This is a genomic window from Micromonospora sp. NPDC003944, assembly GCF_053605225.1.
This window is the reverse complement of sequence record NZ_JBSGIV010000015.1, coordinates 34,613-56,501: the sequence shown is the minus strand read 5'-3', so window position 1 is coordinate 56,501 and position 21,889 is coordinate 34,613. Positions and strand designations below refer to the sequence as shown.

The window sequence follows — 21,889 nt, the reverse complement described above, 5'->3', positions numbered from 1 at the left end:
TGCCCGGCCCCGGCGGGGTGATCGGTCAGGCCGCGAGCGGCGCGGCGGTGGCCTCGTCGGTGTCGGCCTCGTCGCCGGTGAGGGCGTCGGCACCGACGGGGGCGGCGGCGGTCTGGGGCCGGGTGAGGAACGCGCGCACCTCGGCCGTCGGGGCGGGCGCGTCGTCGGCGAGGGCGTAGGTTTCCGGGGCCTCGCGGGTCAGCACCAGCACCCCGGCCGTGGCCATCTTCCGCATGCCGTTGCCGACCGCGCCGGGACTGCGTCCGCCGATCTCACGCGCGACGGTGCCCGGGGTCACGTCGTGGCCGGGGCCGAGGTCGCGCATGAACGCCTCGACCCGGTTGCGCAACTCGTTCTTGCCCAACTTGACCGACCCGTCGCTGTTGATCTCACCGAGGGTGCGGCCGGGGGCGGCGGCACGCCGGACCGACGGGCGGCGGATCTTGCGGGTGTGCCCGCACAGCGAGCACGTGGTGTGCGTCGGCGCGTTGGCCGGGTCCACCGTGGCGAGGTCACCATCGGCGATCACCCACAGCTCGTCACCGTCCTCGGTGACCGGCAGGCGACGCGCGGCACCGGCAACCTCCATCGCGGCGAGGACCGCGTCACCCATCGCGACCGACAGGCCGCTCTCGTTGATCGCCGTGTCAGCCGTGATCCCGTCCGGGTGCCCACCCAACACCCCCGCCATGATCAACACCTTGAGGTCGGGCTGACGCGGGCCAACCGGCGCACCCGACACCGGCACCCCAGACACGGGAACCCCGGACACCGGGGCCTCGGGCAGCGTCGCCTCGTCCGCCGCCCGTTCGCCGGTCGCGTCGTCGGTGGCCGGGGTCGCCTGGTCGGTCGTGTCGGGCGTCGCGTCGGTGGCGGCCGGGGCGTCGTCGGCGGTCGTCGGCTCGTCTGCGGTCACGTCGCCGGTGGTGTCGTCGTCGGCCGGGGTCGGCTGGTCGGTCGTGTCCGGCGTCGCGTCGGTGGTGGCCGGGGCGTCGTCGGCGGTCGTCGGGTCGCCGGTGGCGTCGTCCTCAGCCGGGGTCGCCTCGTCGGTCGTGTCCGGCGTCGCCTCGTCGGTGGTGTCGCCAGTCGGGGTGACGGCCGCCCACAGGTCGGCGCTCTTGCGGTTGCCGTTGGTCGGGCCGGGGGTGCGGGTGGCGGTTCCGGCCTCTTCCATGTGCTTGAGGGCCTCGGTGACGACCGGCAGGGACAGGTTTTCCTGTCCAGCCAACTTGCGGGCGGTCAGCCCGGGGTGGCGACCCAACGCCTCGGCGACGACGGACCGGGCCTCGTCGGTACCGGCGGTCAGGTTGGCGCTTGCGGTCATGACAATTACCTCCACGAAAAAGGGGTGTCAGCGGATTCCGCATCGCGCATCGCGCAATTGTTTGCGGTTCCGCCGGGGCCGTTGTTTCGGTGCCCACGTCCATGGACCCTCTGCACCGGATGATTGTCAACCCCGTTGTTCAAGACTCTTTCCCGAAACCGTTCCGGTTCCGCCATCCGCCTCTGTTCCAGGGATGACGGCCGGTCGGCTATAGGCATTGCGGGCGCTGTGAGCGCCGCTGCCGAACGTTCGCCGCTCACAGGTGCGCCGGTGTGGGCGACGTTCCGCCGGGCGCGTACGGTGCGGCGGTGCGGGTCCACTGAAGAGGGCGAACATGGCGCGGGTGGGAACAGATTCCGGCCCGACGGGGTGCCGCGCGTCGGGCACACCGGCCATCCATCGAACGATGCCCTTCGATTGAATGTGGCGAAAATCACTTCATGTACGGCCGCATCACATAACTGTTCGGCGACTCTTTCGCGCGTTCTCTATTCGCCTCTGTCAGCTCGGCACGATGCGCCGGATTGCCGCTACCCGGTCGGCCCATCCTGACAATTTGCTGATGCGTACCACGTCACCGGTTTTCGGGGCCTGCACGATGAGACCAGAACCGATGAACATTCCCACGTGTCCGGGGTCGTCGCGGGTGCCGCCGCTACCAGGGATCAAGATCAGGTCTCCGGGGCGGAGGTCCGCGACCCCGGGTACCGGGGTGCCCTCGTGTACCTGGTCGCGTGTCGTGCGCCCGATGGTGACCTCGGCCGCCCGGTACGCCTGTTGCATGAGCGAGGAACAGTCGCACTGTCGTCGGGGAACGCCGGAGTGCGGGGCGGTGCAGTCACCGCCGAAGGTGTACGGGGTGCCGAGCTGGGCGAGTGCCCACCCGATGGCAGTCACGACCGGCGGCGGGGTGCCTGCCGGGAGGGTGAACCCCGCCGGTAGGGACGCTGCCACGTCGGGCGGTAGCCCGTCGCCACCGTCGCAGACAACCCCGCCGGTAAATCCGGCCACGATGGCGGCGGCACGCGGCTCGTGTGGGGCGTAGGCGTCCGGGTACGCCGACCGTTGCACGGCTTGCGCCGCGTCGGTGAGCGGCAGTGTCTCCCACCGGGGAACCCGGACGAGGCGCTCATAGAACTTGCTGGCGGCGTAGTCGGGATTGGTGACCTGTTCAGGGGTGCCCCACCCTTGCGACGGGCGTTGTTGAAACAGGCCCAACGAGTCGTGATCGTTGGCCGTCCCGAGGTGCCCGTGGTTGATCAGGTTGGACTCTTGCAGCGCGGTCGCTACGGCGATCACCCACCCGCGCGGCGGCACGCTCATGCGCTGCCCGACCGCCACGATCGCCGAGGCGTTGCTCGCCTGTTCGGCCGTGAGCCCGTCCGGGGCCGTGCCACCGGTGGTGACGGTGGCCCGGCATCCGGCGGCACCGCCACCACCGGAGAACACCCCCACCACCGCCCCGGCCCCCGCCGCAACGATGACCACCAGCGCGACCACCGCGCCGACCGCCCACGAGATCACCCGTCCCACGGCGCACCGTCCCCCGTTGCGGTGCCGGGTAGGTCGACCAGGGTCACCCATGTCGGGTCGCCAGGGATGCGCCACACCGGCCCGGCGGGACCGCCGTGGGCGGCGGCGTAGTCGTCCGCGCCGGTCGCGATACTCACCCCGTCGGGTATGCCCGTGCGGGACAGGTGCGCGTGCAGGTTGGCCTCGCGGGCGGCGGTAGGTAGCCAGAACGCCACCGGGTACGCGCGGCGGGGGCCGAGTGCGGCGTAGCCGGCGAGTTTGTCCGCGACTCGGCCCACGGTTTCGGTGCCGAGGTCCGTCTCCAGCCAGAACGGCACCGCCCGCCCGCCGGTGACCCACACGCCGTGACCGTCCGGGCGGACGAGGTTGCCGGTGGCCTCACGGCACCGTTGTTCGTTCCACCACCGCGCCAACCGCACCCCGGGTCGTGCGCGTGCGTGTGCGGTGAGCGCGACGTAAAACCCGTTCGTGGCGAGGAGGTGGTTCAACCTCGGGGACATCGCCAGTCGGGCCGTGGTGTCGCGTACGGCGGCGGGGCGGGGCATCGGTGCGCCTCGTCCGGCCGCGAGCAGGGCCGCGCCGACCGGGCCGAGGGTCCACCGCCAGGCTTGCGACCCGGGCCGTTGGTAGTGGCGGAACCGGTCGAGGATGTCTCGGGTATACAGCAGGTTGAGTCGGTTACGGGCACGGCCGAGGGAGCCGAACGCGAGCTGGGCCAGGTGGTCGGTGGTGAAGGTGGAGTGCTGGTCGAGCAGGTCCAGGAGGAGACGGTCGCGGGGGGTGAGACGAGCGAGTTCACCGGCAACGACGGACGCCGTCAGGCGGGAGCTGCTGGCAGCTTGTGTACCGGTAGGAGGGATATCTCTTATCAGTCGGTTCCGGTCCACCAGTCCTCCTCACCGTCATCCACCAGCGGGTATGACGCGTTCATGGGCGAGGGTTCAGGCGAGCGTTCCCGGTCGTTGGAGTCCTCGTTAGATCGCTCGTTAGAACCCTCTAGTGAGCCCGCCCCTTGAACAGCAGCGAAGGTGTTCCGACCGACCACCGGGCCAGGGCCACCACCGGTGCCGATAGCGATGTCGGTGTCCGAGTCGCCAGTGACTGCGTCGGCGAGCAACTGCCGACGCTCACCCATCGGCAGACCGGTCTGCTCACGAGCAAGCCGGCGCAGCTCGGCGGCGCGGCCTCGGATCGCCTTGGGTGGGGCGATGGTGTCCGCGGTGACCGGTGGAGTGACCCGGCCGCCGGCTACCGGCCGCAGCACCACCTCGTAGCCGCCGAGGCGCATCAGGTCACCTTGGTCGAGGTACGGGCGCACGTGGTGGGCCTGGTCGACGGCGTCCTTGGGGGCGAGGGCGAAGTACACCTTGTTGCGGGCGTTGGCGTCGATCGCCTCGGCCATGTCGCCGGAGAGTTGGCCGAGGTACTGGTGGGCGAGGACGAAGGAGGTGTGCAGGCCGCGGGCCTCGGCGAGGGCGTCATCGATGCCGATGGGTAGGTGCAGGAAGTTGTGGCACTCGTCGAGCACGATGCTGGCGTCGAGCCGGTCGGCCTCACGAATGCGGGCGCGGGCGGCGGTGGCCTGCCACAAACCCGCCAGCAGCAGCGACCCGATCAGGCGAGTGCCGTCCTCACCAAGAACCCCCTTGGGTAGGCGGGCAAGCAGGACGCCGCCGTCAAGGATGTCGGCGAACCGGAACGTCGTGGCCGGCACCCCGAACACAGCACTCGCCAGGGGGTGCGCGAGGACCAGGCGCAGGCGTGACAGCAGCGGCGCTACCAGGCCGGCGCGTTGCCCGGTGGGCAGGCCGTTGAAGCCGTCCCAGAACTCGCCGAGAGTGTTGCCCTCCCACGCCCCGAGCCGGTGCGTGGCCGCTTGGACCCGCCTGGCCCGCCACTTGCCGTCGGAGAGCAGTCGTGGGAGCTGCGCCAGGGTGGAGCCAGGCAGGTGGGCCAGGGTGAGTAGCCCGTGGTAGCAGATGTCGGCGGTGCGGTGACCCCACCACCGAGCCCACACCTTCGACATGACGGAGGTGACGGCGGCGGCCACGTCGTGCGCGCTTCCACCGTGAACCTTCGGGTCGAGCAGGTTGATCGCCGGCGGGGCCGACCGTTCGTCGGGATCCACGATCACGAGGCGGTCCCCGCAGTCGGCCGGCAGCACGTCGAGCAAATCGCGGATCAAGTCGCCTTTGGCGGGGTCGAACGCGGCGACGCCGCGCCCGGCCTCGACGTCATCGGCGATCATCCGCAACAACAGGCTGGTCTTGCCGGTGCCAGTCGGCCCGCAGACATGCAGGTGGTGACGGCAATCCTCCAGGGATATGCCGACGCGTACGGCTGGACCAGAGTTGGCGACGCCGATCACCTTGCCGGGCAGGCCGCCCCGCTCGCCCGGCGGTACGAGATGAAGGCGCCGCGCTTCTCGGGCGGCTGGCGTAGCTGGGCTGTGGGCGGTGGTCATGAGGTGCTCCACACGGTCGGCGGGTCGCCCTCGGCCGGGTTGTCCGAGACTGGGCCGGCGGACGGGGCGGGAGGGTCGGAGGCTGGGCGGCGCTTCGGCCGGATTGCCGGGGCCGGTCCGGCGGTGAAGACATCGCGGCTGGCGGGGCGGCGGCGGGAGGCGGCGGCGGGCATGCCGTGCGCGGACGGCTCGGCAGGCAAGCCCGCCAGGGCGGCGGTCTCGTCCACCGACGCGAGGGTCATCCGTGACGGCGGCACCCATCGCCAGGTCGCCGCAGTGTGGGCGCGGCGTAGCCGGCGGCGCGCGAAGTGGGGTGAGAGCAGTCCGAAGCCGGAGGTGATATCGGCGGCGGCAGCCCGCGCTGCGCCAACGGTCGGGCCGGTGGTGGTGGCGTGGACAGCGACGAGCAGGTGCGGGGCGGCGGCCAGCTTCCCGCGTGCCTGGCGGGCCAGCTCGGTCAGGTACGGGTCCGCGCGGTTGGTGGGGTGCTTGCGGGTGGTCGGGCCGGGGGTGATGAGGTCGAGGACACCGATGATCAGTGCCCGGAGGCCGTCTGCGAGCAGGCCGATGGCGCGGGACGCGCCGCTGCGGGGGCGGCGGACACGATCGGGGTGGGTGGTGGCGCGGCGGAACCCGGCGACCCGGCGGGCGGGGGCGCGGGTGACGTGGACCTGCAGCAGCGCACCCCCGGTGCGCCCGGCGGCGGCGAGCCCGTCGTAGACGGCCCGCAGCCGGTCCTCCTCCGGCGGCGTACCAACCTCCCACCGCTGACCCCGGCTCGGCGCGGCGTCGTCCACCAGGGGCAGCCACTCCGGCTGGGTGGGCAGCAACGCCACGGCGGCGACCGGACTACCGGGCGCGAAGACGGGTGGGCGGGTCTGTTCGGCGCGGGCACCTGGCCACGCGCGTTGCAGCAGCCGGAGTACGGCGGTCGGGTTGACTCCGGGTGGCAGCCACAGGCCGCAGCGCATGCCGCGCGGGTCGGCCTGGACCTCCCAGACGAGGCGGTGCGGGCGCCACGACCACCGACTCGATGCGGGCAGCGCGGTGGCGAGCAACCGCCAGAGTCCGATGGTGGCGACAGGGGTTGCGGACACCGGCGGGACGATCTCCAACCAGCGGGCCTGGGCGGCGTGAGCACGCCACACCCGCCGCCGCCACCACGTCCACCCGACCCAGGCGGCGATGAGCGCGGCGAGGACAGCAAGCAGCAGCGGCCAATGCGCCCGCACGAACACCGCCGACGTGGCGGGAAGGTCGTCGGCCCACGAGCCGCACACCAGATGCCCGATCATCGATTTCGGAACGCCGTCATGGCCAGGGATGCAGGTAACAGACGGCGGCGCGAGGGTGGGGGTCGGCGGCGAGGTCGGGGTCGGTGGGATGAGCAGGGCCAGCGGGGCGGGCATGGCAGGCTCCAGCGGGTCAGCGGTGGCCGGCGGTGGGGCCGGTGACGACGAGGTCGTGCTCGACGTCGGAGGCGAGGCTGTGAAACGCCACCCGGCTGTTGCCACACGCGAGGAGCGCGTCTCCGCGCGCCGCGGACAGCAGGAAGGCCCGCTCCCCATCGGTGAGTCCGAACGCCTCGGTGACCGCGTCGATCGCCTGCGGTGCCTGACGTAGCAGCACCTGCGTGGCCGCATTGGAGACGACGGCGCGGCCGACCTCGGTGCCGAGGACGTCAGCGGCGTCCTGGGTGACCACGGTCAGCCCAGCTCCGTACTTGCGGGCGGATTTGGCGAGGCGGAACAGGAACTTCGCGCCGAGCCCGGCGCGCAGCATCAGCCACGCCTCATCGACCAGCACCATGCGCCGCACGTCCGGCGATGAGGTGGCGACCGTGCGCCAGATCGTGTCCAGGGTGAGCAGAGTGCCGACCGGCTTCAGCTCGTCGGGTAGATCCTTGATCGCGTACACCACCACGTGCCCCTGTGGGGCGGTGGTGGTGGGGCCGTCGAACAGTCCGGCGAACGACCCGGACACATACGGGTGCAGGCGAGCGGCCAGGGTCCGCCCGGCCTCGCCGATCTCCGTCAGCGCCTGCGCCACATCCGCGAGCAGCGGTGCCGGACGCCGCCAGGTGCGGGGGTCAGTGGTGATGCCCTTCGCCCGGTACGCGGCGAGCACGGCGGCGTCGAGGACCGGCACGTCGTGCGGGTCGAGGGCGGCGGTGGTGTTGTCGCCTGCGGTGAGGACCGCGACGAACGTCTGCATGAACAGGGTTCGCCGGAACAGGGCATCGTCACCGTCAGCGGCGGACAGGTCGAGGGGGTTGATTCGCACGCCGGGCGCACCTGGCCGGATGATTGTCCCGCCGACCGCTTCGGCCAGTCGGAGGTATTCGTCTTCGGGGTCGATGACGAACGCCTGCACCCCGAGGTAGAGGTTGCGTAGCAGGTCGAGCTTGGCGAGGTAGGACTTGCCTTCGCCGGAGCGGGCGAGGATGACGGCGTTGAAGTTCGACTGCGCCCACCGGTCCCACACCACCACCCCGGCCGAGGCGAGGTTCAGGCCGTAGAGCACCCCCATACCGGTGTCTCCGGCGGTGACCGGCAGGTCCGGGCTGGTGAACGGGAAGCTCGCGGCGAGGGCGTCGGTGTCGAACACCCGCAGCATGCCGAGGCTGTCGACGCCCAGGGGCAGGCTGGTGATCCAGCCCTGCAACTGCCGCCAGGTCGCCGGGGCCACGTCGAGTAGCAGCGACGAGGCTAGGGCTCGCACCTCGGCCACCCGATCGGTCAGGTCCTCCGGACTGGATGCGTGGACGGTGAGGTAGAGGCCGGCGCGGAACAGCCGGGCTTCACCTCGGGCGACCCGAGCGGCCAACTCGGCGGCATCCGCCGCGGCGGCATCCAACTCCGGGTCGTCCAAGCGACCCTTCCCGGCATCGCTACGGCGGCTCGATTCGAGTCGGCCGCGCTGCTTGCGTAGCCGGTCGGAGGCGACGACTGGGGCGACGGGTTCGATGTGCAGGGCGACGTCGACGCGGCCCGGGTAGGACAGGATCGGCTCCAGCCAGCCGGCACCGACTTCGGCCGGGTAGCCGGTCACCGCGAGGGTCGCGGAGTAGTCGTCGCCGACGTGCACCGATCGGCCGCCGACTTCCACGGCGTCGGGGCTGCCGGGCAGCACACCGGCGGTTTCGGGTGGGCGGCGGCTGCGGGGCAGGGTGGGAAGCTTCATGCGTCGTCACCGTCCTCCAGGTCGGTCATCAGGTCCGGGATCTCCGGTGCCGCCCAGGCGGTGGGGGCGGCCGGGTCGAGGCAGGCGGCGAGGGTCATCTGGGTGTCGTAGGCGTCCAGGACTGTCCCGGCGACTTCGCACCCGGCGAGGGCGCGTACCGCTTCTTGGGCCCGGTGGGTGGTGTGGCCGGGGCCGCGCCGCCCGCGCACGGCGACGGTGACGTGCCGGTGCAGCAGCTCGCGGCCGGTGGCGAGGTCGTCGAGGAACCCGGCGTGCGAGCGCGCTGCCTCTTCCAGCGCCGGGTGCGGCAACGCGGGGGCGTGGTGCTCGATGCGGTCGGCGACGTGGGTCAGGTCGACGCGCTGTGCCCGCACGAGAATCTGCGTCGGGGCGTCGAGGCTGTTCAGCCAGCGGGCGAACCCAGCGACGAGGCCGTTCTGCTCGCCGGGCGAGCGCAGCCCGAACGCCACCGTCGAGGCCGACACCAGGGCGGTGGTGCCGTCCGGACCGAGGTCGATCAGCCCGTCGGCGGTGATGCCCTTCGCGGGCAGACGCAGCGGCGCCGGGAGGGGCAGCTTGTCACCGCGCCCACCGGTGGTCGCCACCCACGCCGGGGCCGGATGGATCCCCTCGTCGGTCGGGACGAGGCGGTGCGGGGTACGGCGGTGCCGGATCGCGGAGAGTAGCCAGACGTCGAGGCTGATCCCGTCGCGGCGGCCGACCGCGAGGAAGAACGCCGCCCCAGCGACCGGAATCGACCCGGCGATGAAATACAGCGGGTTGACGACCGTCGCGAGGGCGGTCCAGACCGCGTAGAGGATCAGCGCGGTGACGGTCAGAACGACGACCTGGCGCAGAGTCAGACCGAACACGATCCGGTCGGGCCGTTCCACGTCGGCCGGTACTCGTGCCCTCAACGGCTCATCCGGGATGCGGCGCGGCATCGGTGATCACTCCCCTTCGGGGCGGCGACGGACGGGACGCTGCGGGCTGCTCGGCGCGGCCGGGCGCAGCGGACGGGCGGACGGCTTCGCCCGCGGCGATGCCGCAGAGGAAGGCTCGTGAGGCGGCACGGGGGCCGGAGTCGCAGCCGGGATGCGGTCGGGACGGCGGGCCGGGGACGGGACCGCCGGACGCACGGACGGGGACGAGCGGTCCGGTGGGGACGGCCGGGCGGTCGGGAACGGACCGGTCACCGGGGCCGTCCGGGGGGCCGGGACGGGGCGGGCTGCCGGGGACGGGACTGCCACCCGCACGGACGGGGACGGACGGGCAGCCGGGGTCGGTCGGGGTGTCGGGGTCGGTCGGGGTGTCGGGGCGGCGGTCCGGGTGGCCCGTGGCGGGGTGGCCGGGGTAGCACCGGTGGGCCGGGGTGTGCGTGTGGGCGTCGCCGGGGCTCGTTTCGCCGCTGTCGGACGCGGCCGAGCCGGTGTCGCCGGCGCGGCCGAGAACGTCGGCGTGACCGGGGCCGGAGGCCGTTTCGGTGCGATTTGGGCCTGCGGTGCCGCCGAGAACACCACCCCCGGCGCCCTGGGGGAGACCGGTGCGGAGCCGCTCGCAATACTGCTCGCCGCCGGGGTGGTCGGTGGGTGGCTGAACGGCACCGCACTCGGCGGCGGCACCGAGGCGGGCGGTGCCGGTTGCGGACTCGGCGTTGCCGAGAACACGGCGGGCGGGACGGCACCCGTCGGGGCGGGGCCTGCGGTGGCGGGTGACGCGGAGTGACTGAACGCCGGGGCGGCTGTGGTTTCGGCGGGCTGCGCGAGGGGCGTGTGCACGGACGGGGCGTGACTGAACGCGGCTGGTCCGGCGGGCGACGGGGACGGCCCGGACGGTCCCGAGCGGGGCGGACGGGGTGGGCGCGGTGCGCCGGGGCGGGGCGGACGGCCCGGCCCGGGACGACCGAGACCGGGACGGGGTGCCGTCCCGCCTCCACGGACGGCCGTCCCCGCCGTCCGTCCGTGGGTGGCCTTCGAGCCGCCCAGCGCGCCGGCCGCCAGGCCGAGGGTCTTGAACGTCAGGTAGGTCGAGACGAGTTGGCCGAGCAGACCCCGGCCGCGGGACTGACCGAGCGGGCCGAGGATGAACTGCTTCATCCAGCCCGGCAGTTTGATCAGGACCCACAGCATCGTCAGGCAGACCCCGATGCCGAGGAACCCGTCGGTGGTGATCGGCAGGCCGAGGACCGCCGGTCCGGTCGGGGTCAGGAACACCCGGACGGTGGCGAGGATGATGAAGGCTTGGGCGAGTTGCATGCCCAGGCACGCCCCGAACGCCCGCCACCACGTGTAGGCCAGTCCCTCGGTCTGCGGGGTCGTGTGGCACATCAACGCGAGCGGGGACACCCCGATCAGCAGGATCATGGCTGCCACGCGCAGGATGAAGGTCAGCACGACCACGATGGCCATCACCAGCGCGGCGAGGATCATCAGCGTCAGCAGGAAGTTGTTGCCCTGCCCGGCGTTGACCAGCGCCTGGGTGAGCGCGGCAGCGGCGGCCGGACCGTCGACGCCTTGACCAGCGATCGCAGCCGTCAACGCGTTGACAACTTTCAGGATCTCGGCGCACAACAACAGCGACAGGTTCGCCCCGACCCCACCGATCACCAGGCGCGGCAGGATCTCCTTGAGCCCGTGCCGGCTTTGCAGGGTCTCCCGCGAGGTGACGACGAACCCGCCGATGACCACGAACAGCACGAAGACGGCGTTGGCGGTAACCAGACTCGTCGTCCACATCGCCTTGACCTGCTCGTTGTTCGTCAGGTCTGGGGTCGACAGGACGGTCGTGCCGAGGGCGTCCATGACCGGGGTCAGGCCGGTCTCGACGATGTAGGCGAAGAAGTCGTTGATCGCTTTGCGGATCTGGCCGGGGATGTCGTACCAGGCCGGGTCGTCGGTTGAGGTGGCCGGCGGCGGTGTCGGGCTGGTCCCGGGTGACGGGTCCGGCGTTGGGGTCGGGGTGGGCGTCGGGCTGCTCGTGGGCGGCGGGCCGATCGGGCTCGGAGTGGGGATGGGGATCGGGCCGCTCGGCGACGGCGGGATGCCGGGAGTGGGTACGCCCGGCGCGGGGGCGGGAGCGGGGATGGGCTCGGCCAGGACGGGTGAGGCCGCCGCGACGGCGAACCCTGCGCTGAGGCCCGCGCTGAGTAGCAGCGCCAGGGCCAACCGGGCGGGGCTGAAGATGGCCTGCGGGGGGTGGGTTGGGGTCATGGCTACTTCACCCACCCGCCGACGATGGTGACGAACAGCGGCGCCAGCAGTGCGAGGGCGTAGCCGATCGCGGCGGACTTCATCGCGAGCTTGCCTTTTTCGGTTTCGCTGGGGTCGCCGTTGGCGGCGAGGTAGCGCAGGCCACCGACCGTGAGGAACAGGGTGGCGACGGCGACGAGGATGCCGACCAGCCACACCCGAATGTTGTTGATCACCGTCGTGATGGATTCAGGACCTGCCGGCTCCTTGGGCTCGGCGGCATAAGCGGCGGTGTCGCCCAGCACGATGACGGTGGCCAGGACAGCGGCCACCACGATCAGGACCGGGATCAGACGGGTGGCCTGGTAGAGCATCCAGTCGGAGGGGTGCAGCCGGGGCCGGCGAGGACGCCGGGACGGCTTGCGCCGCGACGGGGGTTCGCGGGTGGGCTTGCTGCTCATGGGTGGAACACCTCCGGGCTTAGGCCGCAACCGGCCCCAGGGCGTGGCGGGGCTCGGTTGCGGCGCGGTGGGTGACAGGGGCGGGAGCGCATCGGCGCGCACGTTTGACCAGGAGTTTCGACCGGCGCGAGGCCGTCCTCCTCACAGAGGTTTGGTGGGCCGGGCGAACGGGGTGTCAGCGCCGTCAGCGGGGCCGGTCGGGGAGGTCACCTGTGCGGGAAAGTCCCGCACTAGGGGAATACAAATCCGAGGGCCGATTTGGAGAAGCGCAGCTCAGCGGGGGTGCATTACGGGCGGCGGCTGGACATCGCCTCCGGTGCGGTGGTGCCGGTGGCCTCGGCGATGACCTCGGCGGTCGGGTCGCTGAGCGCACCGGAGCGGATCGCCGTGACGAGTCGCTCGACGGCGGCGGTGCGTCGCTTGTAGACACCCCACCGGGGCAGGCCGGTTCGCTCGGCGTATGCGGCGAGGCTGGTGTCCTCCAGGTACGTCCCGCCGATCAGATCGGCCTCGGCGACGCTGATCACCCCGAGGCGCACCGCGCGTGCCAAAACCAGGTCCGGGTGACCGTACGGGGCGGGCGGCAGCGCCGAGCCGGGCGCGAAGTTCGCCTCCCCGGATGCGGCCGGCTCCTGACTGCGCAGGGCGGCGCGAGCGCTGGAGAACGCGGCGTTGAGCAACGCCACCACGATGCCCGGCTGGTCGATGTCGACGGTGTGCAGCGCCTTGAGGAACGCCTCGACCAGTACGGCGTGCAGGTCCCCGGACGACAGCTTCGACAGCAGGTGCGCCCGGTGCCGAAGACCCGGCAGGGCCACACCGAACGCGCCGACCACCCAGCGGTCCTCACCGGTGCGGGCCTTAGTGACGAGGAACCTCCACGCGGCGTCCTGGGCCGCGGCACTGCAGGAGGGGTGCATGAGGATCGCCGACAGCTCAGTCAGCGCGATGGCGCGGCGGGGAAGGCCGTACCCGAGCTGCCGGCCGTCGACCGCCTGCGGCTGGGGGCCTTCGCCGCGCAGCCGGAACCGGTAGTCGATCGCGTCGAGCAGCGCCGCGCCGGGCCGGGAACCCGGGTGACCGGCGAGCGGGCCGGCGATCGGGCCGGCGATCGGGCCGGCGATCGGGCGAGTGTTCGCAGACATGGATGTACTCCCTGATGGTGAGCGGGGTTGCCGAACCGGCGATCGAAGGCCGGTCGGCGGTGCAGCACCCACGCCACCAGGGCGGTTGAACACATCTTGAACACTGATGATCTTGTCTAAGGTTGAACAGGGCGTGATCGACCGAGGCGTGGATGCCGTCCCTCAATGCGACGGTCGACCAACGTGCGGCCGGTGTGTGCAACCTCGTGGCTGCTCGTTCAACCCGCCGCCTGCCGTACCTATCGTGCGCCTCGGCGTGGGCTCGGTTGGCCATGAACGCACCCGGAGGCATCGACGCGAGAATGGCCCGCGCCGGACGGCGCGGGCCACAGGTGTTCATGGTCGGCGGACGGTCGGCGGCCCGTGGGTGAAGCGTGTTCAGGGCATTCCGCCGCCGAGTCGACCTTGTTCAAGCCGAGAGGTCGATCTTGTTCATGCACCGCGAGGGGCGGTTTACGGGGTCTGGCCCGCCATCGGAGTGGCATCGCCTCGATGGTCACGAACCTCGATAGATGTCGCGGCCTGTTGGTGGCGGTGTTTAACCTCTGACCTGCCCGTTCAACCTTCGGCCGATCTTGTTCATCGGGGTTGAACACGCCGACAGGCACGGAGTCGGCGGCAGGTGTTCACGGTGGTGTCCTCCAAATCGAGGCCCGAATTTGTATTCCCTTAGTGTCAGCGCTTGTCGGCGGACGTGGCCCACCACCCATGCCGCAGACCTACCCGCACCACCCCGAGCCCCACGCTGAACGCCCGCCCGTCGGACTGTTCCTCGTCCCCGCCCACCGCCGCGATACGCCTCTGATCGACCCGGCGGCCTGGCATGGACTCGACCCGCAACGCCTCGCCTGGCTCATCCGGCACTACACCCGTGACGGCGATCTCGTGGCCGACCTCGACAACCACCCCACCGTCGCGAGGGTCGCCCGGTACCTGCACCGCTACCCGGCCACCATCACCACCGACGGTAGCCGCATTCGAGTCACCGACGACCGGCCCGCCCGCGCCCGGTGCTTCGCCGAGGACGGCCTCGCGCTGCTGCTGGCCGGACTGCCCCGCCCCGGCGTCGACGGTCTCGGATTGCACGACACCGCCGAGGCGATGCACCTGTGGCACCGGCTACTGCGCCCCGGCGGATTCGTCCTCGTCGCGCTGCCCGCCCGTGCGCCTGAGCCAGGTCGGATCTCGCGGCGCAGCGCCGTCATCAGCGCCGCCCGCATCGCCGGGCTGCGCTACCACCAGCACATCCCGGTGCTCGTGGTCCCGCTCCCGGCGCACGATCCGCGCACCGACGCGGCCACCGCCGCGAGCACCCCACCCGCGCTGCTGGACGGGCGGCACCTTCACACCCACATGGACGTCCTGGCGTTCAGGGCGACCACCCTCGATCAGGAGGACACCGATGCGTAGGACCACCCCTACCGACGCTTCCGCCCCGGGCCTCGACCTGGAAGCCACCGACGTCGGGCGGCTGTTCGCCCTCATCGCTGATGGGGTGCAGGGCTCGGTCCTGTTGACCGGGCAAACCTGCTCCCGCGATCTGCGGCGCGGCCGGTACACGCCGGCCTCGATGGAGCACCCGGGCAAGATGCTGCCCACCATCCCCCGCTACCTCACCGCCACCTACACCCAGCCCGGCGACCTGGTGGTCGACCCGATGGCCGGCATCGGCACCACCCTCGTCGAGGCCATGCACCTCGGCCGACACGGCATCGGCGTCGAGTACGAGCACCGGTGGGCGCAGCACGCCGCCGACAACATCCGCCTCGCCACCAGCCAAGGCGCCACCGGCACCGGCGAGATCTACACCGGCGACGCCCGCCAGCTACCCGCACTGCTCCCGACCGAGGTCCACAGCCGGGTCTCGCTGGTCATCACCTCACCGCCGTACGGGTCATCCACCCACGGCCACGTACGGACCCCCGGCCCTCGCCGGGGCAAGGTCCGCAAGATTCACCACCGCTACGGTGCCGACGCCGGGAACCTCGCCTATACCGAACACGCCGCACTGGCCGAAGGGTTCACCCAGATCCTCACCGGATGCGCCGCCGTACTCCAGCCCGGCGGGTACGTGGCGGTCACCGCTCGCCCCTACCGGCGACGCGGGGAACTCATCGACATCCCTGGCATGGTCGCCGCCGCCGGGCTCGCCGCCGGACTGACCCTGGTCGAGGAACTCGTCGCGCTCATCGCCGGAGTCCGAGACGGCGTACTGGCGCCGCGGACCTCGTTCTTTCAAATGAAGAACGTCCGCGACGCCATCAACACCGGCGACCCGCAATGGCTCATCCAGCACGAAGACCTCATGGTGTTCCAGCTCGGTCAGCCGCGCCACAACGCATCCGACTCCGCACCGAGCGGGCTCACCCTCGCCGGACAGGGCGCCGGCCACAGGCTTGATACCTCGGCACCCACCGGCATGGATCGACGGGCGCACCCGGCGCACCCCGCCAACCACGGCGGCAGCGCCACCAATACCCGGCCCGACCCGGGCCGGGCCACCGAAAGGACGCCCGCACCGTGCCCGCCCCACCCACACACCACGCATCAGCCCGAACGGCCCGCCACCATCGCCCACCATCCGCCCACCGACCCCGCCGTGCCACGCCAACAGCCCGGGTTATCCGACACGGCAGACCGGCTGTGAGCGCCTCGACCGCCGGCGAGTGGCGGCCGGATCCCCTCCTGAGCATCGAGGACGTCGCCGGCTGGCTCGGCAAGCCGAAGAACACCCTCTACGCCTGGCACAGCCGAGGCAAAGGACCACGCGCCATCCGCGTGGGCAACACCCTGCGCTACCGGCGCACCGAGGTCGAACGCTGGCTCGACGACAACACCGACCCGGAGCGATGAGCCATGGCCCGACCCCCCCTCCCGATCGGCACCTGGGGCAACATCCGCATTGAGAAACTCGCCCCTAACCGGTTCTGCGCCCGAGCCCGTTTCCGCGACTACGACGGCAAGACCCGCGACGTCGAAGCCGTCGGAACCACCGGCCCTGCCGCCACCCGGGCACTGAAGGAGAAGCTGCGCGACCGCGCGACCCCGAACGACGACGAGATCACCAGGGACACCCACATCAGCACACTCGCCGACCTCTGGGTCGAGGAGGTCACCGCGGAGGAACGGATCTCGCCGCAAACCATCAACAATTACAAGACCAGCCTGCGGACCTCGATCTTGCCCGCCCTAGGCAACCTGCGCATTCGAGAGGCGACTGTGGGCCGCCTCGACAAGTTCCTGCGCGAGGTTGCGAAAGACCGGCCATCAGCGGCCAAGAACGCAAAGGTGGCCCTCGGGCAGATGTTCGCCCTGGCGGTGCGCCGTGGCGCGCTCTCCACCAACCCTGTTCGCGAGACCGGTCGCCTCCGCAAGTCACGGCGCACCATACAAGCCCTCGACATCGCACAACTGGAAGTCGTCCGCTCGGCGATCCGTCAGTGGCAGCAGCCCACTCCCGGCAAGCCGGGACCTCGCCACACTGGCGATCTGGCCGACGTCATCGACCTCATGCTCGCCACCGGTGTCCGCATCGGTGAAGCCCTGGCCGTGCGGTGGGAAGACGCGGACCTCAGCGCCGAACCTCCGACCGTGACGATCTGCGGCACGATCATCTACCTGAAGGGCGAAGGCTTCTTCCGCCAGGAGTGGACCAAGAGCGACGCCGGCCACCGGACAGTAATCCTGCCCCGATTCGCGGTCGGAATGCTGCTGGCCCGCAACCTCAGCGCCGCTGACAACGCCCACGACGCTGTCTTCGCCTCCCGGCGCGGCACCTGGCTGTCTCCCCCGAACGTACGCCGCCAGTGGCGACAAGCACGCACAGACACCGGCCTCGAGTGGGTCACCCCGCACACCTTCCGCAAGACAGTTGCCACGCTCATCGACAAGGAGGCCGACGCCAAGAGCGCCGCTGCCCAGCTCGGGCATGCCAGCGAGGACGTCACCAACACGTACTACATCGCCAAACCTGCGCTCGCCCCGGACAGCTCCCACATCCTCGAACAACTCGGTGGCAGCCCGACCGCAACTGCCCCGAGAGCCCCAAACGCTTCCACGAAAGCGACCTAGACGCGCACGAAGGAACGTCCAACGGCCCGAAGCGCGGACGGAACCAACCCGCCGACGAACGTGGTCGCGTTCACGCGTTTGTGAGGGGTTTTCGGGGGGTGATTCAAAATCACATAGACGAGCTTGAGGCCCTGACCGGCGTTTCCGCTGGTCAGGGCCTCATATATGTGGAGCTGAGGGGATTTGAACCCCTGACCCCCTCGATGCGAACGAGGTGCGCTACCAGTCTGCGCCACAGCCCCCCACCGGCGAACCGGCTTCGGTCCCACCCGGCTTACACCGGGCGGGCCGGCAGCAAGGCTAACAGGTCGCCGGCCCGCACCGCGAATCCGCCCCCTGCCCGGCGCTGCGACCTGCCCGAAGATCGACTCGGCTTCCGGGAAACCGGGCCATCCCGGACGCCGCGACCACCCGACTTCCAGGAACCCGAGTCGATCAAACCGGCCGGGCACGGCCGAGGCAGGGCACGGCACGGCCGGGACCAGGGCACGGCACGGCCGGGACCAGGGCACGGCCGGGACCGGGTCAGGCGCCTCGGCCGGCTTCGTAGGGGCGGCCTCGCAGGCCACCCGAACGCCGGTACGAGACGGACCCGCCGTTGACCGCCGCCGGCAGGTCGCCCGGCCGGTCCAGGCCCATGGCGGCTCGGCGTACCCCTTCCCGCTGGGCGGCCAGGCGGCGCTGCGCCTCCCGGCGGGCGGCTGCCCGGCGGGCCTGTTCCCGGCGCACCTCGGCCTGCCGGGCCGCCAACCAGGCGGCCTCCCGGGCTCGGGCGCGGCGGCGGCGCCTACCGGCGAGGGCCCGGCCCCGCAGGTGGACGACGTACACGGCCAGGAGCAGGAAGGTGACCCCGAAGCCGACCCAGAAGCCGGGGCTGACGAAGAGCACGCCGATCAGCTCGACGACGTTGAGGAGCAGCAGGGCGGCGAGCACCCGGCGACGCCGGTAGACGGCCGGGGTGTGCTGTCGGCGCGGCGGGGGACGACGGCGGGACCGCTTCGGCGCGGCGGGGACGGCACGCAGCCGACCCGAGCGGCGGGCGGCCGGGGGTGCGGACACCGGCGCGCCCAACGTTCCGGTAGTCGCATCCTCACTGAGGGTGACGACCAGTGAGCGCGGAGGGTGGACGGGTCGCCGTCCCGGCACAGTACGGCGCCGTCGGCGACGCTGGAGCACCCGCGCCGTCGACTGCGCCCGCTCCGCCACCAGCCGCTCGGTGGCGTCGTACCGGCGTACCAGCGCCGGGGCCAGGGCGAGCAGGCCGGCGGCGGCGAGGACGGCGAGGAGCACCGAGGTCGGCACCCTCACCCCTCCCGTCACCGAATTCGAAGCAACCGCTCTCCGACCGCAGGATCTTCCACCGATCACGCCTGTGTGCGTGGATCGTCCGGCCGGGGAGCGCTTGCCGCAGCTTGCAGTTACTTGAGGTTACGGCGCACCGACCGGGATGCCACCGCGCCGCGCCGATCCCGTCCGTGGGACGGCTCACCGAGCGGTGGCGCGTACCCGATGCCAGCGGGCCACCAGGCCACCCTCGGCAGCGATCTCCTCACTCGTCATCGCGTACCCGATGTGGTCCCGCCACGCGCCGTCGATGTGCATGTAGCGCACGTGGTACGACTCCTCGCGGAAGCCGAGCTTCTCCACCACCCGCCGGGACGGCCGGTTCTCCGGACGAATGTTGATCTCCACCCGGTGCAGCCCGCCCGGACCGAACGCGTGGTCCACGGCGAGCGCGAGCGCCGTCGGGATCACACCTCGGCCGGCGACCCGCGCGTCCACCCAGTAGCCGACGTAGCCGGAGCAGAGCGCACGCCGCACGATGCTGCCCACGTTGATGTGCCCGACCAGCCGATCCCGGTCGGCCTCACGGAGGCAGACCGCGAACGGCATGCCCTCACCCTCCCGGGCCGAGCGCCGCTGGTCACGGTGCACCCAACGGAACGCGGCCGGCGAGTTCATCTCGTCCCAGCCGCCGGGCAGCGACGACTCCCAGGGCGCCAACCAGGCCCGGTTGGTGCGTCGCACCTCCGACCACGCGGCCGCGTCGGAGCGCCGATAGGGCCGCAGCAGCACCGGGCCGTCGGCCAGCTCCACCGGCCAGCCCGGCGACCGCGCGGGTCCGAAGAGACTCACCGGCACAGTCTCCCGCGCGGGACCGTGTCGCGCGCAAGTGGACCCACCAGTAGGTCCCGGTGACCTCCCGACGCCGCGGCAGCAGCCCCGCGGATCGACCGAAACACCGTCACCGGCGGCGGTCCAGCAGCAGGACGTCCACGGTGGAGCCGGCGGCAGCCGTGGTGACCCGCTCGCCGAGCACCAACAGTCCGTTGGCCTCGGCCAACCCGGAGAGGGTGAACGGCCCGCCGCTGAGCGGCTGGACCGTGTAGCCGCCACCGCGTCGCTCGGCGACGTGCGCCGGACGGAACTCCCGCAGCCCGGCCGGGGACGACACGGTCTCCAGCAGGTGCGCCCGCACACTGGGCCGGAACACCGGCTCGGCCCCGGCGAGCAGTTGGATGGCGGGGCGGGCCAGCACCTCGAAGCCGATCAACGCGGCGCCCGGGTCACCGGGCAGGCAGACCACCGGCACCTCCTCGGCGCCGACCGTGCCGAACCCGAGTGCGGTGCCGGGGTAGAGCGCCACGTCGGTGAAGGTGACCGGCCCGGCGCGACCGCCCTCGCGACGGGAGAGGATCCGGCGCACCATGTCTCCGGGGCCGGTGCCGGTGCCCCCGGTGGTAATGATCAGGTCGGCGCGCAGCGTCTGGTCCTCAAGCAGCCCGCGCAGCCCCTCCGGGTCGTCGTCGCAGATTCCCACCCGGTACGCGAGTGCGCCCACCTCGGCCGCCGCCGCGGTCAGCGCGTGCGAGTTGGCGTCCACCACCTGGCCGGGCTGGCTGCCCCGGCCCACGTCGACGAGTTCGTCACCGGTGGCCACGATGACCACTCGTGGGCTGGGCCGCACCACCACGTGCCCGATGCCGGTGGCCGCGAAGACGGCGACCAGGGCCGGGGACACGTAGGTGCCGGCCCGAGCGAGCAGGGTGCCGGCGGGCAGTTCCTCACCGGCTCGGCGTACCCCGTACCCCCGTTTGGGGGTGCGGAAGATCTCCACGGCGGCCATGCCCTGGTCGGTCCACTCCACCGGGACCACGACGTCCGCAGCGACGGGCAGCGGCGCCCCGGCGGCCACCGAGAAGCACGAGCCGGGGGTGAGCCGGACCGGCCGCCAGCTCGCGGCGCCGAGATCGCCGACCACGTTGAGCCGGATGGTCCGGCCGCCTCGCGTGCCGGAGGGGGCCGGGATGTAGCTCGGCCCCCGACCCCCTCCGGAGATGTCCTCCCAGCGCGCGGCGTAGCCGTCCACGGCCGCCTGGTCGAAGGCCGGGAAGGCGTGCGGCGCGACGACGTCCTCGGCGAGGACGTTGCCGTGGGCCTGGGTGAGGTCGAGGTCGAGTGGCGGCAGCGCGCGCAACCTGCGCAGCACGCTGCCCAGGTAGTCGGCGAGCGGCGTCAACTCGTTCGCGGCCGCCTCGGCGTCGGCCGTCGCGGTCATGTACCAGATCCGCCTGCCGCGTCGGCCTTGACGAAGTCGGCCAGCCAGGACCGGAACTCGGTGCCCAGGTCCTCGCGCTCGGCGGCGATCTGCACCACCGTCTGGAGGTAGCCCAGCGGCATGCCGGTGTCGTAGCGGGTGCCCCGGTAGACGATCGCGTGCACCGGGGTGCCCTCGGTGCGCAGCAGCTCCATCGCGTCGGTCAGCTGGATCTCGCCGCCGCTGCCCGGCTTGGTCCGCCGGATCGCGTCGAAGATCTTGCCCGGCAACACGTAGCGGCCGAGCACCGCGAGGTTGCTCGGGGCGTCCTCCGGCTGCGGCTTCTCCACCATCCCGGTCACCTTGACGACCTCACCGATGTCGGTCAGCTCCGACTCGGCCGGCTCGACGGAGGCGATCCCGTACCGCTTGGTCTCGGCCGGGTCGACCTCGAAGAACGCGAGCACCACACCGCCGGTGCGGGCCTGCAACTCGATCATCGCCGGCAACAGCGGCTCCGACGGCTTGACGAACTCGTCGCCGAGCAGCACCGCGAAGGGCTGGTCGCCGACGTGCGACTCGGCGTAGCCGACGGCGTGACCGAGCCCGAGCTGCTCGGGCTGCCGCACGGTGTAGATCTCGGCCAGCTCGCTGGGCCGACGCACGGCGGCGAGCCGCTCGGCGTCGCCCTTCTCCTCCAGCCTGGTCTCCAGGTCCGGACGACGGTCGAAGTGGTCCACCATCGACGTCTTACCCCGACCGGTGATCAGCAACACGTCGCCGATGCCAGCCTGCGTGGCCTCCTCGACGATGTACTGCAACACCGGCCGATCCACCACCGGCAGCAGCTCCTTGGGCACCGCCTTGGTGGCCGGCAGGAACCGGGTGGCCAGTCCTGCGGCCGGGATGACGGCCTTGACCGCCAGGGGACGGCCAGTTGCGGCGACCGTCGCTGAGGGGTTCGCTGAGTGCTCCGACATGG

Annotated in this window: 18 protein-coding genes and 1 tRNA gene; 4 read left to right on the top strand and 15 right to left on the bottom strand. The window is 71.8% G+C overall.

The features are described 5' to 3' along the window. Window positions 1-25: 25 nt before the first annotated feature. The 10 genes from ACWER9_RS10265 to ACWER9_RS10220 form a co-directional block, all read right to left on the bottom strand. Window positions 26-1,324: a hypothetical protein gene (locus tag ACWER9_RS10265; protein WP_452301517.1), complete on the bottom strand. Its 1,299-nt coding sequence runs from the start codon at window positions 1,322-1,324 to the stop codon at window positions 26-28. A gap of 501 nt (window positions 1,325-1,825) precedes the next feature. Beyond that, window positions 1,826-2,857 (bottom strand): C40 family peptidase, encoded by a 1,032-nt coding sequence (locus ACWER9_RS10260; RefSeq protein WP_452301516.1) that lies wholly within the window; start codon window positions 2,855-2,857, stop codon window positions 1,826-1,828. Further along, entirely contained in the window at window positions 2,845-3,678 is an 834-nt protein-coding gene (locus tag ACWER9_RS10255) for a replication-relaxation family protein (protein WP_452301568.1), read from the bottom strand. The genes ACWER9_RS10260 and ACWER9_RS10255 overlap by 13 nt, the downstream gene beginning before the upstream one ends. 47 nt (window positions 3,679-3,725) lie before the next feature. Beyond that, the gene (locus ACWER9_RS10250; protein WP_452301515.1) at window positions 3,726-5,321 is read right to left on the bottom strand and encodes a type IV secretory system conjugative DNA transfer family protein; all 1,596 of its coding nucleotides are present in this window, start codon (window positions 5,319-5,321) and stop codon (window positions 3,726-3,728) included. After that, window positions 5,318-6,730 (bottom strand): hypothetical protein, encoded by a 1,413-nt coding sequence (locus ACWER9_RS10245; protein ID WP_452301514.1) that lies wholly within the window; start codon window positions 6,728-6,730, stop codon window positions 5,318-5,320. The genes ACWER9_RS10250 and ACWER9_RS10245 overlap by 4 nt, the downstream gene beginning before the upstream one ends. 16 nt (window positions 6,731-6,746) lie before the next feature. Then, window positions 6,747-8,504: a VirB4 family type IV secretion system protein gene (locus tag ACWER9_RS10240; RefSeq protein ID WP_452301513.1), complete on the bottom strand. Its 1,758-nt coding sequence runs from the start codon at window positions 8,502-8,504 to the stop codon at window positions 6,747-6,749. Continuing rightward, entirely contained in the window at window positions 8,501-9,448 is a 948-nt protein-coding gene (locus ACWER9_RS10235; protein ID WP_452301512.1) for a PrgI family protein, read from the bottom strand. The genes ACWER9_RS10240 and ACWER9_RS10235 overlap by 4 nt, the downstream gene beginning before the upstream one ends. A 6-nt stretch (window positions 9,449-9,454) precedes the next feature. Continuing rightward, window positions 9,455-11,713 (bottom strand): hypothetical protein, encoded by a 2,259-nt coding sequence (locus tag ACWER9_RS10230; protein ID WP_452301511.1) that lies wholly within the window; start codon window positions 11,711-11,713, stop codon window positions 9,455-9,457. A 2-nt stretch (window positions 11,714-11,715) separates the two neighbouring features. Next, window positions 11,716-12,153, bottom strand: coding sequence for a pilin (locus tag ACWER9_RS10225; protein ID WP_452301510.1), 438 nt, complete (start codon window positions 12,151-12,153; stop codon window positions 11,716-11,718). A gap of 287 nt (window positions 12,154-12,440) precedes the next feature. Further along, window positions 12,441-13,298 (bottom strand): hypothetical protein, encoded by an 858-nt coding sequence (locus tag ACWER9_RS10220; protein ID WP_452301509.1) that lies wholly within the window; start codon window positions 13,296-13,298, stop codon window positions 12,441-12,443. A gap of 708 nt (window positions 13,299-14,006) precedes the next feature. Here ACWER9_RS10220 and ACWER9_RS10215 point away from each other — a divergent pair. Genes ACWER9_RS10215 through ACWER9_RS10200 form a run of 4 tightly spaced genes read left to right on the top strand, consistent with a single transcriptional unit; the run spans window position 14,007 to window position 17,369 of the window. Further along, a complete protein-coding gene (locus ACWER9_RS10215; protein ID WP_452301508.1) occupies window positions 14,007-14,708 on the top strand; it encodes a hypothetical protein in 702 nt (233 codons plus the stop codon). Further along, window positions 14,701-15,945 (top strand): TRM11 family SAM-dependent methyltransferase, encoded by a 1,245-nt coding sequence (locus ACWER9_RS10210; RefSeq protein ID WP_452301507.1) that lies wholly within the window; start codon window positions 14,701-14,703, stop codon window positions 15,943-15,945. The genes ACWER9_RS10215 and ACWER9_RS10210 overlap by 8 nt, the downstream gene beginning before the upstream one ends. Next, window positions 15,942-16,151, top strand: a complete 210-nt coding sequence (locus tag ACWER9_RS10205; protein ID WP_452301506.1) for a helix-turn-helix transcriptional regulator — start codon at window positions 15,942-15,944, stop codon at window positions 16,149-16,151. Before ACWER9_RS10210 ends, ACWER9_RS10205 begins: the two co-directional genes overlap by 4 nt. Window positions 16,152-16,154: 3 nt before the next feature. Continuing rightward, window positions 16,155-17,369 (top strand): tyrosine-type recombinase/integrase, encoded by a 1,215-nt coding sequence (locus tag ACWER9_RS10200; protein WP_452301505.1) that lies wholly within the window; start codon window positions 16,155-16,157, stop codon window positions 17,367-17,369. Between the two features lie 168 nt (window positions 17,370-17,537). Here ACWER9_RS10200 and ACWER9_RS10195 read toward each other — a convergent pair. The 5 genes from ACWER9_RS10195 to ACWER9_RS10175 all read right to left on the bottom strand — a co-directional run bounded on the left by ACWER9_RS10195 (window position 17,538) and on the right by ACWER9_RS10175 (window position 21,887). After that, window positions 17,538-17,611, bottom strand: a tRNA-Ala gene (locus ACWER9_RS10195). A gap of 283 nt (window positions 17,612-17,894) precedes the next feature. Beyond that, entirely contained in the window at window positions 17,895-18,677 is a 783-nt protein-coding gene (gene sepX / locus ACWER9_RS10190) for a divisome protein SepX/GlpR (protein WP_452301504.1), read from the bottom strand. A gap of 177 nt (window positions 18,678-18,854) precedes the next feature. After that, window positions 18,855-19,505, bottom strand: a complete 651-nt coding sequence (locus ACWER9_RS10185) for a GNAT family N-acetyltransferase (RefSeq protein ID WP_452301503.1) — start codon at window positions 19,503-19,505, stop codon at window positions 18,855-18,857. A gap of 109 nt (window positions 19,506-19,614) precedes the next feature. Beyond that, the gene (locus ACWER9_RS10180; RefSeq protein ID WP_452301502.1) at window positions 19,615-20,928 is read right to left on the bottom strand and encodes a molybdopterin molybdotransferase MoeA; all 1,314 of its coding nucleotides are present in this window, start codon (window positions 20,926-20,928) and stop codon (window positions 19,615-19,617) included. Then, the gene (locus ACWER9_RS10175; protein ID WP_452301501.1) at window positions 20,925-21,887 is read right to left on the bottom strand and encodes a UTP--glucose-1-phosphate uridylyltransferase; all 963 of its coding nucleotides are present in this window, start codon (window positions 21,885-21,887) and stop codon (window positions 20,925-20,927) included. The genes ACWER9_RS10180 and ACWER9_RS10175 overlap by 4 nt, the downstream gene beginning before the upstream one ends. Window positions 21,888-21,889: the final 2 nt, after the last annotated feature.

Excerpts from the sequence above, each read along its gene's own strand:
- ACWER9_RS10265 (WP_452301517.1), bottom strand. The coding sequence starts at position 1,324 with ATGACCGCAAGCGCCAACCTGACCGCCGGTACCGACGAGGCCCGGTCC.
- ACWER9_RS10220 (WP_452301509.1), bottom strand. The coding sequence starts at position 13,298 with ATGTCTGCGAACACTCGCCCGATCGCCGGCCCGATCGCCGGCCCGATC.
- ACWER9_RS10180 (WP_452301502.1), bottom strand. The coding sequence starts at position 20,928 with ATGACCGCGACGGCCGACGCCGAGGCGGCCGCGAACGAGTTGACGCCG.
- ACWER9_RS10250 (WP_452301515.1), bottom strand. The coding sequence starts at position 5,321 with ATGACCACCGCCCACAGCCCAGCTACGCCAGCCGCCCGAGAAGCGCGG.
- ACWER9_RS10200 (WP_452301505.1), top strand. The coding sequence starts at position 16,155 with ATGGCCCGACCCCCCCTCCCGATCGGCACCTGGGGCAACATCCGCATT.
- ACWER9_RS10215 (WP_452301508.1), top strand. The coding sequence starts at position 14,007 with ATGCCGCAGACCTACCCGCACCACCCCGAGCCCCACGCTGAACGCCCG.
- ACWER9_RS10175 (WP_452301501.1), bottom strand. The coding sequence starts at position 21,887 with ATGTCGGAGCACTCAGCGAACCCCTCAGCGACGGTCGCCGCAACTGGC.
- ACWER9_RS10210 (WP_452301507.1), top strand. The coding sequence starts at position 14,701 with ATGCGTAGGACCACCCCTACCGACGCTTCCGCCCCGGGCCTCGACCTG.
- ACWER9_RS10230 (WP_452301511.1), bottom strand. The coding sequence starts at position 11,713 with ATGACCCCAACCCACCCCCCGCAGGCCATCTTCAGCCCCGCCCGGTTG.
- ACWER9_RS10240 (WP_452301513.1), bottom strand. The coding sequence starts at position 8,504 with ATGAAGCTTCCCACCCTGCCCCGCAGCCGCCGCCCACCCGAAACCGCC.
- ACWER9_RS10245 (WP_452301514.1), bottom strand. The coding sequence starts at position 6,730 with ATGCCCGCCCCGCTGGCCCTGCTCATCCCACCGACCCCGACCTCGCCG.
- ACWER9_RS10225 (WP_452301510.1), bottom strand. The coding sequence starts at position 12,153 with ATGAGCAGCAAGCCCACCCGCGAACCCCCGTCGCGGCGCAAGCCGTCC.
- ACWER9_RS10235 (WP_452301512.1), bottom strand. The coding sequence starts at position 9,448 with ATGCCGCGCCGCATCCCGGATGAGCCGTTGAGGGCACGAGTACCGGCC.